Origin of the sequence: Micromonospora olivasterospora (assembly GCF_007830265.1) — a bacterium.
Lineage (GTDB): Bacteria > Actinomycetota > Actinomycetes > Mycobacteriales > Micromonosporaceae > Micromonospora > Micromonospora olivasterospora.
In genome coordinates, this window is record NZ_VLKE01000001.1 from 2463693 (window position 1) to 2478369 (window position 14677).

14 protein-coding genes and 1 tRNA gene are annotated in these 14677 nt (G+C 72.8%); 11 read left to right on the forward strand and 4 right to left on the reverse strand.

Going from position 1 to position 14677, the window contains the following annotated elements:
• Window positions 1-111: 111 nt before the first annotated feature.
• The 5 genes from JD77_RS11235 to JD77_RS11255 all read left to right on the forward strand — a co-directional run bounded on the left by JD77_RS11235 (window position 112) and on the right by JD77_RS11255 (window position 5587).
• The gene (locus tag JD77_RS11235; protein ID WP_170286633.1) at window positions 112-1059 is read left to right on the forward strand and encodes a bifunctional DNA primase/polymerase; all 948 of its coding nucleotides are present in this window, start codon (window positions 112-114) and stop codon (window positions 1057-1059) included.
• A complete protein-coding gene (locus JD77_RS32025) occupies window positions 1056-1832 on the forward strand; it encodes a DUF6884 domain-containing protein (protein ID WP_170286429.1) in 777 nt (258 codons plus the stop codon). Before JD77_RS11235 ends, JD77_RS32025 begins: the two co-directional genes overlap by 4 nt.
• Window positions 1829-3427, forward strand: coding sequence for a YfjI family protein (locus JD77_RS11245; RefSeq protein ID WP_145774199.1), 1599 nt, complete (start codon window positions 1829-1831; stop codon window positions 3425-3427). Before JD77_RS32025 ends, JD77_RS11245 begins: the two co-directional genes overlap by 4 nt.
• Window positions 3428-3959: 532 nt before the next feature.
• Window positions 3960-4166 carry a helix-turn-helix transcriptional regulator gene (locus JD77_RS11250; RefSeq protein WP_145774200.1) on the forward strand — a complete coding sequence of 69 codons (207 nt, stop codon included), beginning with the start codon at window positions 3960-3962 and terminating at the stop codon, window positions 4164-4166.
• Window positions 4163-5587, forward strand: coding sequence for a tyrosine-type recombinase/integrase (locus JD77_RS11255; protein ID WP_211372536.1), 1425 nt, complete (start codon window positions 4163-4165; stop codon window positions 5585-5587). Before JD77_RS11250 ends, JD77_RS11255 begins: the two co-directional genes overlap by 4 nt.
• Window positions 5588-5695: 108 nt before the next feature.
• Here the strand turns inward: JD77_RS11255 and JD77_RS11260 are convergent.
• A tRNA-Ser gene (locus JD77_RS11260) sits at window positions 5696-5782 on the reverse strand.
• 156 nt (window positions 5783-5938) lie between these two features.
• Between JD77_RS11260 and JD77_RS34700 the strand changes: the two genes are divergently transcribed.
• Both JD77_RS34700 and JD77_RS11265 read left to right on the forward strand, forming a co-directional pair.
• Window positions 5939-6061 (forward strand): hypothetical protein, encoded by a 123-nt coding sequence (locus JD77_RS34700; RefSeq protein WP_281292095.1) that lies wholly within the window; start codon window positions 5939-5941, stop codon window positions 6059-6061.
• Window positions 6062-6070: 9 nt separating this feature from the next.
• On the forward strand, window positions 6071-7048 hold the full coding sequence (locus JD77_RS11265; RefSeq protein WP_145774201.1) for an NAD(P)H-quinone oxidoreductase: 978 nt from the start codon (window positions 6071-6073) through the stop codon (window positions 7046-7048).
• A 2-nt stretch (window positions 7049-7050) separates the two neighbouring features.
• Here the strand turns inward: JD77_RS11265 and soxR are convergent, their stop codons facing one another.
• The gene (soxR, locus tag JD77_RS11270; RefSeq protein WP_145774202.1) at window positions 7051-7500 is read right to left on the reverse strand and encodes a redox-sensitive transcriptional activator SoxR; all 450 of its coding nucleotides are present in this window, start codon (window positions 7498-7500) and stop codon (window positions 7051-7053) included.
• 139 nt (window positions 7501-7639) lie between these two features.
• On the opposite strand from soxR, the gene JD77_RS11275 reads away from it, so the two are divergent.
• Both JD77_RS11275 and JD77_RS11280 read left to right on the forward strand, forming a co-directional pair.
• Complete coding sequence (locus tag JD77_RS11275) at window positions 7640-8299, forward strand: transketolase (RefSeq protein ID WP_145774203.1); 660 nt, start codon at window positions 7640-7642, stop codon at window positions 8297-8299.
• The gene (locus tag JD77_RS11280; protein ID WP_145777528.1) at window positions 8299-9189 is read left to right on the forward strand and encodes a transketolase family protein; all 891 of its coding nucleotides are present in this window, start codon (window positions 8299-8301) and stop codon (window positions 9187-9189) included. The genes JD77_RS11275 and JD77_RS11280 overlap by 1 nt, the downstream gene beginning before the upstream one ends.
• A gap of 7 nt (window positions 9190-9196) precedes the next feature.
• On the opposite strand, the gene JD77_RS11285 is transcribed toward JD77_RS11280, so the two are convergent.
• On the reverse strand, window positions 9197-9889 hold the full coding sequence (locus JD77_RS11285) for a glycosyltransferase family 2 protein (protein ID WP_145777529.1): 693 nt from the start codon (window positions 9887-9889) through the stop codon (window positions 9197-9199).
• A 122-nt stretch (window positions 9890-10011) separates the two neighbouring features.
• Between JD77_RS11285 and JD77_RS11290 the strand changes: the two genes are divergently transcribed.
• Window positions 10012-12135 (forward strand): hypothetical protein, encoded by a 2124-nt coding sequence (locus JD77_RS11290; protein ID WP_145774204.1) that lies wholly within the window; start codon window positions 10012-10014, stop codon window positions 12133-12135.
• A gap of 227 nt (window positions 12136-12362) precedes the next feature.
• On the forward strand, window positions 12363-13961 hold the full coding sequence (locus JD77_RS11295; protein WP_145774205.1) for a ricin-type beta-trefoil lectin domain protein: 1599 nt from the start codon (window positions 12363-12365) through the stop codon (window positions 13959-13961).
• Between the two features lie 83 nt (window positions 13962-14044).
• Here the strand turns inward: JD77_RS11295 and JD77_RS11300 are convergent, their stop codons facing one another.
• Complete coding sequence (locus tag JD77_RS11300; RefSeq protein WP_145774206.1) at window positions 14045-14641, reverse strand: hypothetical protein; 597 nt, start codon at window positions 14639-14641, stop codon at window positions 14045-14047.
• Window positions 14642-14677 lie beyond the last annotated feature (36 nt).

Here is a 14677-nt window from a genome sequence, read left to right on the forward strand (position 1 = left end):
GGCCGCTACTGCCACAGCCCGGACAACCTGCGTCCCTACCTGCAAGGGCTGCGCTGCCCGGCTCACACGCCCTCGGCGGTGGCCGGGCGGCCCGAACCCCCGTCGACACCGATTCACGCCCCGACCTCACCGGAAGGGAGACACGACGTGTCTACCGATGACCTGCTCGCCGCCGCGCTCGCCCAGGCCGCACGCGGCTGGCACGTTTTTCCGCTGCGCCCCGACGACAAGCGCCCCGCGTTCCCCGACCACAGCGCGGACGACTGCACCGGCCGTGACCCGCGCTGCCGCGCCGCTGGCCGGCACCTCGGGTGGGAACCCCGCGCTACCTGCGACCTGGACCGCATCCGGCGGGCGTGGTCGGCCCGCCCTTACGGCATCGGGCTCGCGTGCGGCCCGTCCCGGCTCGTGGTGGTCGACCTGGACACCCCGAAGGACCCGGCCGAGGTGGGCGGGTGTGACGGCCTGGCCGTGCTCGCTGACCTGGCCGCCGCCAACCGGGGCGGCATCGACGCTACCTACACCGTGACCACCGGGCGGGGCGGCACCCACCTCTACTACCGGCACCCCGACGCCGGGCCGGCACTGCGCAACACCGCCGGCGCCCTCGGCCCGATGGTCGACACCCGCGCCCACGGCGGCTACGTCGTCGCTGCCGGCAGCACCGTCGCCGGTCGTCCGTATGTGGTCGACCTGGACACCGACCCGGCCCCGCTGCCCGACTGGCTCGCCGCCCTGCTGGCACCCGCGCCGCTGCCGCCGCAACGGCCGGTCATGGTCGCCCTGCCCGGCGGGCGGGAACGCGCCTACGTCCGGGCCGCCGTCGAGCGGGAGTGCGCGCGGGTGACCGACGCCCCGGACCACCACAACGACAACCTCTATCGGGCGTCGGTGGCCCTCGGTCAGCTTGTCGCGGGTGGTGCGCTGTCCGCCGATGAGGCGTCTACTGCGCTGGAACACGCGGGGATTTCCGCCGGGCTGCGGCACCGGGCGGTGCTGCGGACCATCGCATCCGGGTTCAAGGCCGGCGCCGCTCGTCCCCGGCAGGTGGCCGCGTGACCCGGCCCGGCGACAACCGCAGTTGTCACCGCGCGCCCCAGCTCCACGCGGCAACCGGTCACGTCGCCGACCACGCCGCCACGCTGGCCGCCGCCCGCACACCCTCGGAAGCCCTCGCCGCCCTGGCCGCACTCGACGCGGCGTGCCGGGAAGCGCGGGAGTGGCTTGCGGTCGATCTGGTGCTCATCGACGGGTGGTCGTACGCCGACGTAGGCCGGGCGCTGGGCACCACCCGGCAGGCAGCTTGCAAGGCATACGCCGACGCGGTGAACACGCGGATGCGCCGCAGCGTGGTGGGCCGGGACGACGCCGTGGTGGTCGTGCCGTGCGGTAGCGCGAAGCTCGACCGTCCCGCACCCGCCGGCCTGATGTACACCGGCAGCTACCACCGGGCGTGCCGCCGCGCCGCCGACCGGCTCGGCGGGCGGCTGGTCATCCTGTCCGCCCGCTACGGGCTACTCGACCCCGACACCGTGATTGAGCCCTACGACCTGCGCATGGGCCAACCCGGCACGGTCGGCGTGCCGACGCTGCGCGCACAGGCTCGCCGGCTGGGCATCGACGTGGCCGGCAGCGTGACCGTGCTGGCCGGCCGCGAGTACGCCGACGCGGTGTCGGCAGTGTGGCCGCACGCTGTCCGGCCGCTGGATGGCACGCGCGGGATGCCCGAGCAGATGGCGGTGCTGGCCGAGCTGGCACGCACGCCGACAACCCCGGTTGTCACCAGCCCCCGTTTCCCCGCTTCGTTCATGGAAGGACGTGCTGCCGCATGACGCCCGCCCGTCTGCACCTGGTCACCGACCACCCGCAAGCCACCGGCGAGGAAACCGCGGGCGGCCCGCTGTGGGATGTTCCAGTGCCCTTGACCGGCCCCACCGCCGCGCCGCCGCCGTTCCCGGTCGACGTGTTCCCCCGTTGGCTGGCCGACATGGTGACCGGCGTCGCCCGGTTCACCGCCACCGACCCGGCCATGGCCGGAACCCTCGCCGTCGCCGTGCTGTCCGCGTGCGCGGGTGGCCGGTTGGAGGTGGAGCCGGTGGCCGGGTGGCGGGAGCCGGTGAACGTGTTCGCCGCCGTCATCGCCGGCCCTGGCGAGCGCAAGTCACCCGTTCACCGGACCATGACGGCACCGCTGTTCGCGGCGCAGTCGACACTCGCCGAGGCGATGCGACCGAGGATCGCCGAGGCCGCCGCGCTACGCGACATCGCCGACCGGCAAGCCGAACAGGCCAAAGCCCAAGCAGCGAAGGCCACCGACCCCGGCAAGCGCGACGACGCCGCCGCCGAAGCCGTGGCCGCCGCCATCGCCGCCGAAGCCATCACCGTGCCGACCCTGCCCCGGCTGATCGTGGACGACGCCACCCCCGAAGCCCTTATCGGCCTGATGGCCGCCAACGGCGGACGCATGGCGATCATCAGCGATGAGGGCGGCATCTTCGACACCCTCGCCGGCCGCTACTCCGGCACCCCGAACCTCGACCCCTACCTGAAAGGCCACGCGGGACAGCCGATGAGCAACGAGCGGCAGACCCGCGAAGGTGCCTCGGTCGACAAGCCCGCGCTGACCGTGTGCGTGATGGCGCAACCGGTCGTGCTGCGCAAGTTCGGCGGAAACGCCGACCTCGCCGGTCGTGGCCTGCCGGCCCGGTTCCTGTTCGCGCTTCCGCGCTCGCTGGCCGGATACCGGCCCGTGGACACACCACCGGTCCCGGAGCAGGTGGCCGCCGGCTACCGGCACCACGTACACGGCCTGGCCGCCACCCTCGCCGAGTGGGAAGACCCGGCCGTGGTCACCCTCACCGAAGAGGCCGGAAAGGTGCGCCGCGCCGCCGCCGAGCAGGTCGAGGCGGAACTACGGCCCGGCGGGAGCCTCTACGACGTGCGCGAATGGGGCAACAAGCTCTCCGGTGCCACCCTCCGGTTGGCCGGGTTGCTGCACGTCGCCCACCACCCAACCGACGCATGGCGACGGCCCATCGACGCCGACCGAATGGCCGACGCCGTGCGGCTCGCGGAGTTCTTCGCCGCCCACTACCGGGCCGCCATCGCCACCATCGGCACCGACACCGCAGCGGAAAACGCCCGATACGTGCTCGGCGTACTCACCGCCAAGGGCATGACCACCTTCACCCGCCGCGAACTACACCGCCGGGTGTCCCGCCGCCTGCCCAAGTCCGACGAGGTGTCGGCGGTGCTCGCCGAACTGGCCGCCCTCGGGTGGGTCCGACAGGGGCCGGACGGCCGGTACGAGCTGCACCCCCGCGCCGTCGCCGAGGACCCCGGAAGCGTTGACACGCTGACACCCGCCCCCGACGGCGACATATCCGCAGGTCAGCATGGTCGGGAAGGTGTCAACGGGGCGCGTTGACAGCCGTCGACAGGCGTTGACACCCCCACCGCCGGCCCGCCCGGTGTCAACGGGTGTCAACGCCTGTCAACGGGGGGCGTTGACACCCCGGCACCCACTCTCACCTGCGGAAACGCTCGTGTGTCGGCCGATTGTCAACGTGTCAACGCTTCCCGGCCTCTCCCGGCCGCGCCCGACCCGCCGCCCCCACCGCCGGCACCTCGGAACGACCCGCTGAGAGCCACCGAGACGGTTTCGCCCTACGCCTTACACCGGGCCGCCTCTGATCTTGGCTCTACGACACTCTCAGCGGGTCGTTGTATGCCCTTCTGTGGCGATGCCTCCCCGATCCTCCGCAAGTAACCCGCATCGACTGAAAGGCCCTCAGCGTGCGAATCAGGCTCCATGGCACCCCTGCTGAAACAGCCGCAGCGCTCGCCGCCATCGCCCAAGTGCTGCACATCCGCCAGGTCAGCCGGCCCTACCCCGACCGCCGATCCCCGATGTTCCAGCGCATCTACCTCGACGCCACCCCGAGGAAGGACGCCCGCCGATGACCACCCGCCGCACCCCGACCGGCAACCTGCTCACCCTCGCCGAAGTCCTGGACGAACTCCGCGTACCCCGGTCGACCTTCTTCCGCTGGAAGGCCACCGGCCGCGCACCCCGAACCATCAAGTACCCGAACGGCAGCCTGTACGTCCGCCGTCGCGACCTGGACGCCTGGCTTACCGATCACGAGGAAGAGGCAGCCGCTTGAGCAGCTACAGCGTGCGAATCCACGCGATCCTGGCCAACGAACTGTCCGGCAAGAAGAAGTCCTACACGGTTCGATGGAAGGTCGCTGATAAGCCGTTTCGGAAGACGTTCGCCACCCGCGCACTGGCCGAGAGCTTCCGATCAAAGCTGGTCGTGGCGCAGCGCGAGGGAACCGCGTTCGATGAGAAGAACGGGCTACCCGAACCGATGGCCCGAGAGCTGACCAGCCGTAATTGGTACGACCTCGCCATCGCTTTCGTGGACATGAAGTGGCCGCGCGCCGCAGCCACCCAGCGCAAGAGCATCGCTGACGCCCTCACCACGGTTACGCCCGCCCTGCTCGCCACATCGCGCGGAGCGCCGGCCGAAGCGGATATCCGCCACGCGCTCTACGTCTGGATATTCAACAAGTTGCAGCGCGACCGCGACAACGGCGTGCCGCCCGAGCGCATCGCACCGGTTGTCCGGTGGCTCGGCGCGAACACACTGCCACTGGCGGAGGTGGCAAACCCGGCCACCATTAGAAAAGCGCTCGACTTGCTGACGACTCGGATTGACGGACGACCGGCCGCCGCAAATACCGTCGCGAGGAAACGCGCAGTCTTCTACAGCGCGTTGAAGTACGCCGTGGAACTGCGTTATCTCGACGCCCACCCGATGGACTTCATCCAGTGGCGAGCGCCGAAGAACACCGATCAGGTCGACCGAAAGGTGGTAGTCAACCCAAAACAAGCCCGTGCGCTGCTCACGGCGGTCGGCCAACGCGATCCACACTTGGAAGGCTTTTTCGCCTGCATGTACTTCGCCGCCCTCCGGCCGTCTGAGGTGATCCACCTACGCGCCGATGAATGCGAGCTACCCGAGCAGGGATGGGGGTGGCTTCACCTCAGCGGCTCCACACAGCAGGTTGGCGAGGATTGGAGCGACAGCGGCGAATCGCTGGAAGATCGCGAGTTGAAGCACCGGGCGAAGAAGGCGACCCGCGACGTGCCGGCCTGCCCGGAACTGGTTCGCATCCTGCGGCACCACCTACGGACGCACTGCCGGGACGCCAACGGCCGCATGTTCAACGCCGCTGGCGCTCGCGTCGCTCCGGTGTCCAAGAGCACGTATCTACGCGCATGGCGACAAGCGCGGGAGGCTGCGCTGACGCCAGTTCAGCAGCGGTCGCCACTGGCGCACCGGCCATACGACCTGCGGCACGCTGCCGTGTCGCTCTGGCTCAACGCCGGCGTGCCGGCTACCCAGGTCGCCCAGTGGGCCGGGCACAGCGTGCATGTGCTGTTGAAGGTCTACGCGTCGTGCATCGACGGACAGGACGAGGCGGCGCGGAAGCGAATCGAGGGAGCGTTGGGCACCGAGCAGCCGGAAGTGGCCGAGAGCGAGCCGGAGACGCCGACACGTATACGACACGACCAGTGAGACGCGACGGCCCCGAGCGGGACGAAGTGAGACTGATTCACCATCCATAGACACGCCCCCTGACCGGCGTTCGCGCTGGTCAGGGGGCGTTTTTGCTGTTCGGGTGAGCGGAGGGTGTGGGATTCGAACCCACGAAGACATCGCTGCCTTACCGGTTTTCAAGACCAGCGCCATCGGCCACTAGGCGAACCCTCCCGGCGCACGCCCCGAGGGACGCGACCGCTGCCTAGTCTGCCAGAAGCCGACCAGTAACCGAGCCCGCGTCCCATCGTTGGCGCCGGGATGACGGATCGTGGGACACCCCGACCGTCGTGCTGGTCACCGGGCTCATGGGCCATCGGCAGATCCACAGTGGCCGAGCTGCTGGCCCGCGCGATGCCCCGCTCGATGCACCTGCATGGCGGCCCGGCGCGCCCCGACCAGACGGTGGAGGAGATCCTGGCCCGGGCGTGGACGGCGGGGCGGGTCGGGTAAGACTGGTCCATGCGTGCGATCACGATTCCGGAACCCGGCGGACCCGAGGCGCTCGTCTGGGCGGAGGTGCCCGATCCCCAGCCCGGCCCCGGCGAGGTGGTCGTGGACGTGCGGGCCAGCGCGGTCAACCGCGCCGACCTGCTGCAACGCCAGGGGCACTACTCGCCCCCGCCGGGCGCGTCGCCGTACCCCGGTCTGGAGTGCTCGGGGGTGATCAGCGCGATCGGGCCGGACGTGGCGGGGTGGGCGGTCGGCCAGGAGGTCTGCGCGCTGCTGGCCGGCGGCGGCTACGCCGAGCGGGTGGCCGTGCCCGCCGGGCAACTGCTGCCGGTGCCGGACGGCGTCGGCCTGGTCGACGCGGCGGCGCTGCCCGAGGTGGCCTGCACGGTCTGGTCGAACGTGGTGCGGCTGGCGGGGCTCGCGACGGGCGAGACCCTGCTGGTGCACGGCGGCGGCAGCGGGATCGGCACGTTCGCCGTCCAGCTCGGCACGGCACTCGGCGCGACGGTGGTGGTGACCGCGCGGGCGGCGAAGCACGAGCGACTGCGCGAGCTGGGCGCCGCGCACACGATCGACTACGGGGAGCAGGACTTCGTCGAGGAGCTGCGACGGGTCACCGACGGCCGGGGCGCGGACGTCATCCTCGACATCATGGGCGCGGCGTACCTGGCCCGGAACGTGGCGGCCCTGGCCACCGGCGGCCGGCTCGTGGTGATCGGCATGCAGGGCGGCCGCAAGGCGGAGCTGGATCTCGGCGCGCTGCTCGCCAAGCGGGCCTCGGTGGCGGCCACCGCGCTGCGGTCGCGGCCGCTGGCGGAGAAGGCGGCGATCGTGGCGGGCGTACGCGAGCAGGTCTGGCCGCTGGTGTCGGCGGGCGCGGTGCGGCCGGTGGTCGACCGGCGGCTGCCGATGGCCGAGGCCGCCGAGGCGCACCGGCTGGTCGAGTCCAACGCGCACCTCGGCAAGGTGCTGCTCACGGTCGGCTGACCTCAGTCAGGGTCGCCGTTGGGCAACATCAGGCGGGCGCCGGGCCCCTCGCCCGACAGCTTGTCCTCCGGGTTGTACAGGGTGCAGCGCTGCAGGGACAGGCAGCCGCAGCCGATGCAGGAGTCGAGATCGTCGCGGAGCTTGGACAGCAGCCGGATCTTCTCGTCCAGCCGGGCCCGCCAGGCGGTGGAGAGCCTGGCCCAGTCGGCCGCGGTCGGGGTGCGGGAGGCGGGCAGGGAGTCGAGCGCCTCGCGGATCTCCTCCAGCGAGATGCCGACCTGCTGCGAGATCCGCACGAACGCCACCCGGCGCAGCTCGCTGCGGGCGTACCGGCGCTGGTTGCCGCCGGTGCGCTCGGCGTGGATCAGGCCGAGGCGCTCGTAGTAGCGCAGCGCCGAGGGCGCGACGCCGCTGCGGGCGGCGAGCTGCCCGATCGTGAGTGACTCCTGCATCAGGTTCGCCTTGAGTTGAAGTGGACTTCAACTTGCAGGCTAGCCGCATGACCATCATGCCCGCCACCGCCCCGGCCCTCACCGGCGGTCCGCCCCCTCGCCCGCCGGCCCGCCGGCCCCTCCGGCCCAGGTCGCGCCGCTGATCGAGCGGGTCCGCGCCGGGCGGGAGTTCGGCGCCAACGTGTACTCCACGGTCGACGTGCTCTGGGTGCTCTACGACCGGGTGCTGCGGATCACCCCGGAGACCGCCGACGACCCCGACCGGGACCGGTTCCTGCTCTCCAAGGGGCACGCCGTCGCCGGCTACTACGCCGTGCTGGCCGCCAAGGGCTTCGTACCCGTCGAGTGGCTGGACGACCAGGGCGGCCCGGACAGCCGGCTCGGCGACCATCCGGACCGGCTGCTGGTGCCGGGGGTGGAGATCGGCTCCGGATCGCTGGGCCACGGCCTCGGCCTGGGCGTGGGCACCGCGCTCGGGCTGCGGGCCCAGGGCCTGCTGACCCCCCGGGTGTACGTCCTGCTCGGCGACGCCGAGCTGGACGAGGGCTCCAACCACGAGGCGATCGCGTACGCGGGCGCGGTCGGGCTGGCGAACCTGACCGCCGTGGTGATCGACAACGGCTCGGCCACCCACGGCTGGCCGGGCGGCGGCGCGGCGGCCCGGTTCGCCGTCAACGGATGGACCGCCGCGACGGTGGACGGGCGAGACCACGACGCCCTGCACGCCGCCCTCACCGGGCAGGACGGGAACCGGCCGCACGCGGTCGTCGCGGTCGTACGGGACGGGGAGCGAGCATGATGCGGGAAGCATTCGTCGACGCCACGACGGCGCTGCTGGCCGAGATGCCGCGCACCGCGCTGGTGCTCGCCGACATCTCGGCGGCCTCGTTCGCCCCGGCCGCCGAGCGGCACCCCGACCGGGTGCTGAACGTCGGCATCCGGGAGCAGCTGATGGTGGGGGTGGCGGGCGGGCTCGCCCTGACCGGGCTGCGCCCGGTGGTGCACAGCTACGCGCCGTTCCTCGTCGAGCGGGCGTACGAGCAGATCAAGCTCGACCTCGACCACCAGGGGGCCGGCGCGGTGCTGGTCAGCGTCGGGGCGTCGTACGACCGGGCCGCCGCCGGCCGCACCCACCTCTCGCCGGCCGACGTCGCCCTGATCGACACCCTGCACGGCTGGACGGTGCACGTGCCCGGCCACGCCGACGAGGTGCCCGCCCTGCTCCGGGCGGCGGTCGACGGCGACGGGCCCGCGTACGTGCGGCTGTCGACGCAGGCCAACGCCCGGCCGCGCGGCGGCGACGGCGCGCTGGACGTGGTGCGGGACGCGGGGCCGGGGGCGCCGCTGCTGGTCGCGGTGGGACCTACGCTGGACGCGGCGCTCGCGGCGGTCGCGGGACTTCCGGTGACGGTGGCGTACACGCATCGGCCCCGGCCGTTCGACATCGCCGGGCTGCGGGCGCTCGCGGGCGCCGAGGTGATCCTGGTCGAGCCCTACCTCGCGGGCACGTCCGCGCGGGTGGTGGGCGACGCGCTGGCGGACCGGCCGCATCGGCTGCTCGCGCTGGGGGTGGGGCGGGAGGAGCTGCGGCGGTACGGCTCCGCGGAGGACCACACCCGCTGGCACGGGCTGGACGCGGCGGGCCTGCGGCGCTCGGTCGGCGCCCTCCTGGCCTCGCCGCGCGGCTGAGCGGAGGTCAGTCGGGACGGCGGCGGGTGCGCTCCCGGCCGAGGATCCAGAGCGCCTCGACGCCGTCCTTCCAGGTGATCTTCTTGCCCTCCTCGCGGCCCCGCGCGCGGTAGCTGATCGGCACCTCGTACGGGCGGATGCGCCGGCGCAGCAGCTTGCCGGTCACCTCCGCCTCCATCCCGAAGCCGCGGGAGCGGATGTCGAGGGAGCGGTAGAGGGCGACCGGCATCAGTTTGAAGCAGGTCTCCAGGTCGCCGATGTAGGAGTTGAAGAGGATGTTGGCCGCCATGGTGACGCCCTTGTTGCCCATCACGTACCAGAAGCTGTACGCGCTGTGGCTGCCGAAGGTGCGATTGCCGTAGACCACGGTGGCGCGGCCGTCGAGCACCGGGTCGAGCAGCTTCGGGATGTCCTGCGGGTCGTATTCCAGGTCGGCGTCGAGGATGACCATGTACTCGCCCTCGGCGTTGTCGACCGCCGTCTTGATGGCCGCGCCCTTGCCAGCGTTGCGCTGGTGGGTGATCACGCGCAGCCGCGCGTCGTCCGCCCGGCCGAGGATCTCGGCCGTCCCGTCCCGGCTGCCGTCGTCGACCACGACCAGCTCGATCTCGCACGGGTAGTCGACCGCCAATGCCTGCTTGAGGGCATCCGCGATGCGTTCTTCCTCGTTGTAGACCGGCATGAGGATCGAGAGCTTCACGGAAATCTCCACGGTGGCGACGACACGTCATACCTAGCCTAGCCTGGCAGGTCAGCGCGGGGGGTTCGCCACCGCCGGGCATCGCCGCCGCGTCCTCAGCCGCATGGTGAATACTTCGCGCCATGTCGGCAGCCGGCTCCCTGCTCGTGGCGGCCCCACCCGCCGCCGTCGTGTCGTTCGTCGTGGCGCTGCGCCCCCGCGCGGCGGACGCGATCGCTCCGCTGCGGCTGGCCGTGCTGCGGGCCGCGGTGGTCACCGGCGCGTTCGCGGTGCTGACGGTGGAGCTGCTCGGCGCACTGCGCCTGCTGACCCTGCCCGCGTTCGCGGCGGCCTGGCTCCTGCTGCTCGCCGTCGCGGTGCTGGCGGCCGGGTGGCGGCTGCGGCGCGACGGCACGTCCGTGGCCGGCTTGGCGGCCGCCGTCCGCGCGCGCCGCGCCGGGCTGGCCCATTCCTGGCGTACGGCCGGACGCGGGGAGCGCCTGCTGCTCGGCACGGTCGGCGGGCTGGTGCTGGTCGAGCTGCTGATCGCCCTGCTCGCCGAGCCGAACAACTTCGACTCCCAGACCTACCACCTGCCGAAGGTGGAGCACTGGGTGGCCCAGCGGAGCCTGGAGTTCTGGCCGACGGCGATCCACCGGCAGGTGACCATCCCGCCCGGCGCGGAGTACCTGCTGCTGCACCTGCGGCTGTTCACCGGCGGGGACGGGCTGCACAACCTGGTCCAGTGGGCCGCCGGGGTGGGCTGCCTGCTGCTGGCCACGCGGATCGCCGCCCAGGTCGGCGGCGGCCGGCGGGCCCAGGCGCTCACCGCGTTCGTGCTGGCCACCACGCCGATGGTGGCGCTCCAGGCGACCAGCACCCAGACCGACCTGGTCTGCGCCGCGTGGGTGGCCTGCGTCGCGACCCTGGCGCTGGACGGGCTGCGCCGGCGGGCCGGCGTCGGCACCCTGCTGCTGCTCGGCGCGGCGACCGGGTTGACGGCCGTGACGAAGACGAGCGGGCTGATCGCGGTCGGGCCGCTGCTGCTGCTCTGGGGCATCGGCCAGCTCCGGCTGGCCCACCTGGGGATCGGCCAGGTAACGGCGGCGGCCGTGGCGGACGGGTCAAGGCCCGGCGGTAGGGCGCGGCGGGCCGGGGCGGGGCCGTCGGGGGCTTCCGGGGTCCTCCGGGCCGGTGCCGGTTCGGTGCTGGTGCTGCTGGTCGCCCTGGTGGTGGTCGGCCCGTTCCTGGCCCGCGTGCAGGCGGAGTTCGGCCACCCGCTGGGACCGCCGCGGCTGCGCGAGTCGATCCCGACGGAGCGGCACGACCCCGCGTCCGTGCTGGTCAACGCGCTGCGCATCGGGCACACCGCGCTGGACACCCCGCTCGCGCCGGTGCGCTCCGGCACCGCCGAGGCGATCATGGGCGGCGCCCGGGCGATCGGGGTGGACCCGCAGGACCGGGCGATCACGTTCGGTCGGGAGAACTTCCCGGTGCCGGCCTGGTACCCGGACGAGGACCGGGTGGCGTTCCCGCTGGCCGGCGCGCTGGTGCTGGTCGGGGCGGCGCTGGCGGTGGCCCGCCCGGGCCGGGTCAGCCCGGCGGCGGCCGGCGCGCTGCGCGCGTACGCGGTCGTGGTGGTGACCGCCGTGGCGCTGCACACCGCGATGATCAAATGGCAGCCGTGGGGCAACCGGCTGCTGCTCTACGCCCTGGTCCTGGCGGCCCCGCTGGCCGGGCTCTGGCTGGACGCGCTGTTCCGCCGCCGGCTCGCCCCGGTCCCGGGACCGGGCTCGGCGGGGCGGCGGTCCGTGGCGGCCGGGCTGGCGGTGACCGTGCTCGCCACGTCCGCGCTGGCCGGGGTCCTCGCGCTGTCGTACGGCTTCCCGCGCCGCCTGGTCGGGGCCGGCTCGGTCTTCACCACCTCGGAGTGGGACACCCGCTTCCTGCGCCGGCCGCAGTGGGCGGAGGAGTTCCGCTGGGCGGCCGACGCCGTCCGGGCCTCCGGCGCCCGGCGGGTCGGGTTGGTGCAGCAGAACGACAACTGGGAGTACCCATGGTGGCTGCTCCTGCGGGACGCCGACGGCGGCTCGCCGGATCTGGCGGCGCTCCAGTCGGTGCTGCCGGACCGCCCGCCGGCCGACCCGGCCTCGGTGGACGCGATCGTCTGCACCGGCAGCCGGAAGGCGTGCGCGGAGCTCGTGCCGGCCGGCTGGGCGCTGGAATGGCGCGGCTACGTCGGCTACGCCCTCCCGCCCCGCGGCTGACGCCGCCCCGCCGCTGACGCCGCCCACCTCCGGGTGGCACAACTTCCTGGAAGTTGTGCCCTCCGTCGCCGGTCGAGGGGACAACTTCCACGAACTTGCGCGGATCTTGGTCCGGGGCGCGCCCGAGTTCGCGCCCGCTATCGAGACGTATTCACATATATCGACGTAGGCGTTACCGTCTGGTAACTCGGTCGACGTCCCGCGATCGAGTGGAAGGAGTGCGTCTGATGTCTGGTCCCCCCGCCAGGCGCGCCCGGCGGTCCCGGCGACGGAGCCTGGCCGTCGTCCTCGCCACCGCGCTCGTCCTGCCGATGCTCGCCGGGCCGGCCACCCCCGCCGCCGCGGCCGACCGACCGCCCGTCCAACCGCTCCCCGCCAACCTCGAAGCCGTCCGCGCCACCGAGGCCACCGCCCTGTACGGCAGCCCCGAGCTCCGGCCGATCGAGCAGCGGCGCACGTCGCTGGTCACCATGGGCGACAGCGAGATCTCCGGCGAGGGGGTCGGCAACTACGTCCCCGGCACCCACCAGCCGGGCAACTGGTGCGACCGGTCGTACGACCAGGCCGTGTTCCGTACCGGCATCGTGTCCGACACGCAGTACAACCTGGCGTGCTCCGGGGCCACGCCGTGGAACCTGGTGGCCGGTGGCCCGACCCAGCACGACGAGCTGAACCAGGGCGACTACCTGGCGATCAAAGCCCGCAACACGCGCGTCAGGCTGATCTGGGTGGTCGTCGGCGCCAACGGCGACGGCACGATCCAGTTCGGCCCGGTGGCCACCGACTGCGCACTGCGGCGGGTGTTCTTCATGGGCACCTGCTGGCCGACGTACACCGACCAGTGGACCGTCCGCACCGACGGCAGCCGGCAGGCCGTCGAGGAGGCGCTCACCTCGATCCGGCAGACCATGACCAACGCCGGCTACCTGCGCTCGGACTACGAGCTGGTGCTGATGTCGTACCCGAGCCCCGCCAGCCCGGACGTCGAGGACAACCCGAACTTCCCGGGCTGGTACTCGGGCGGCTGCCTGCTCTACCTGGCCGACACGGCGTTCGCCCGGAACAAGGCGGTGCCGCTGTTCGAGTCGGCGCTGCGCGCCGCCGCCGCCAACACCGGCACCCGCTACCTGGACGCCAGCCGGCTCTTCCACGGCCACGAGGTGTGCACCGACAACACCTCGGTACGGGGCCTCTACATCGAACTCGGCATCTGGGACGAGAACGCGGCCCGCCAGTCGTTCCACCCCAACTTCCGGGGCCACGGCATGTTCGCCCAGTGCATCACCCAGTTCTGGAACTCCGGGCAGCAGCAGGCGACCTGCGTCGACCCGGCCAGCACCGGCGCCGGCGTCCTGTACAGCGGGCTCATGGAGTTCCGGCAACTGCGCAACCTGGCCACCGGCACCTGCGTCGACGGCAAGGGGTACGACTCCCGAAACGGCACCGTCCAGCAGTCGTACGCCTGCCACGGCGGCCGTAACCAGGGCTTCTGGTACGACCCGACGCGCCAGTCGCTGCACTCGGAACTGTCGCACGACCGCTGCCTCGACGTGTCGGGTGGTTCGCTGACCGCCAACACCACGGTCAACATCCACGACTGCCACGGCGGCGCCAACCAGAAGTTCGTGTTCGCCGGCAACCAGCTCAAGCCGGCCGGCGCGGCCAACCTCTGCGTGGCGTTCGACAGCCCGTTGCTGGGCACGCCCCGGCTGCGGCTGGCCACCTGCTCGACCAGCAGCCGGCAGCAGTGGTCGTTCGAGTCGCGCAGCTTCGCCAACCCGGTCGGCTACGGCCACGACGACTTCATCGGCTCGCGCGTCTACTGACCAGCGCCGGGGCTGACCCGGCTGGCCGGGGTCGTGTCGGCAGGTCCCCTGGAAACGCCAGGCGTTGCCGGGGGACCTGCCCTTCACCTGATCAGGACGAGGCGGGCCGTTGCGGTGTCGCCGTTCTTGGCGCCGGCCACCCCGACCGTCGTGCCGACCTTGACCGCGCTCGGCTGGATCGTCGTACGCCGCTCGACCACCCGGAGGTTCTCGCCGAAGGCCCAGGTCATGGTGAAGCCGTCGGTCGACTTCACGGTCATCGAGTCGCCGTCGATCGCGGTCACCTCGCCGCGCTGGACGGCCACCGTCCGCGTACCGCCGTCCTTCGTCCGCACGACCGCCTCGCCGTGCAGCGTGCCGCGGCGCAGCAGCACCCGGGCCCGGTGGCGCTTGCGCCACTCCTCGGCCCGCTCGCCCCGCCTCGCCTTCTCCCCCGCGCTCGGCGACGGCTCGCCCGAGGCGGCGGGCGCGGGCGCGGCGACCCGCTCCAGGTCCAGGTCACCGGGGTCGAAGCCCAGCGCGGCCAACGCCTGGCCGTCCTCGCCCAGCGCGGCGGACACCTCGACCGCGGCCTCCTGCCGGCCGGCTTCGGTCACCTCGGCCGGGCCGCACCCGGCCACGCCGAACGCGAGCGCCGCGAGCAGCGCGCTGGTGCCGGCGACGAGTCCGTGACGTGCCATGAGTCTCCCTTTCCGTCGGTTGGTCCCCAGCGTCGC

Bases quoted from the DNA above. Each gene is read 5' to 3' on its own strand.
- JD77_RS11245 (WP_145774199.1), top strand. From the start codon at position 1,829: ATGACGCCCGCCCGTCTGCACCTGGTCACCGACCACCCGCAAGCCACC.
- JD77_RS11250 (WP_145774200.1), top strand. From the start codon at position 3,960: ATGACCACCCGCCGCACCCCGACCGGCAACCTGCTCACCCTCGCCGAA.
- JD77_RS11265 (WP_145774201.1), top strand. From the start codon at position 6,071: ATGCGTGCGATCACGATTCCGGAACCCGGCGGACCCGAGGCGCTCGTC.
- soxR (WP_145774202.1), bottom strand. From the start codon at position 7,500: ATGCAGGAGTCACTCACGATCGGGCAGCTCGCCGCCCGCAGCGGCGTC.
- JD77_RS11280 (WP_145777528.1), top strand. From the start codon at position 8,299: ATGCGGGAAGCATTCGTCGACGCCACGACGGCGCTGCTGGCCGAGATG.
- JD77_RS11290 (WP_145774204.1), top strand. From the start codon at position 10,012: ATGTCGGCAGCCGGCTCCCTGCTCGTGGCGGCCCCACCCGCCGCCGTC.
- JD77_RS11295 (WP_145774205.1), top strand. From the start codon at position 12,363: ATGTCTGGTCCCCCCGCCAGGCGCGCCCGGCGGTCCCGGCGACGGAGC.
- JD77_RS11300 (WP_145774206.1), bottom strand. From the start codon at position 14,641: ATGGCACGTCACGGACTCGTCGCCGGCACCAGCGCGCTGCTCGCGGCG.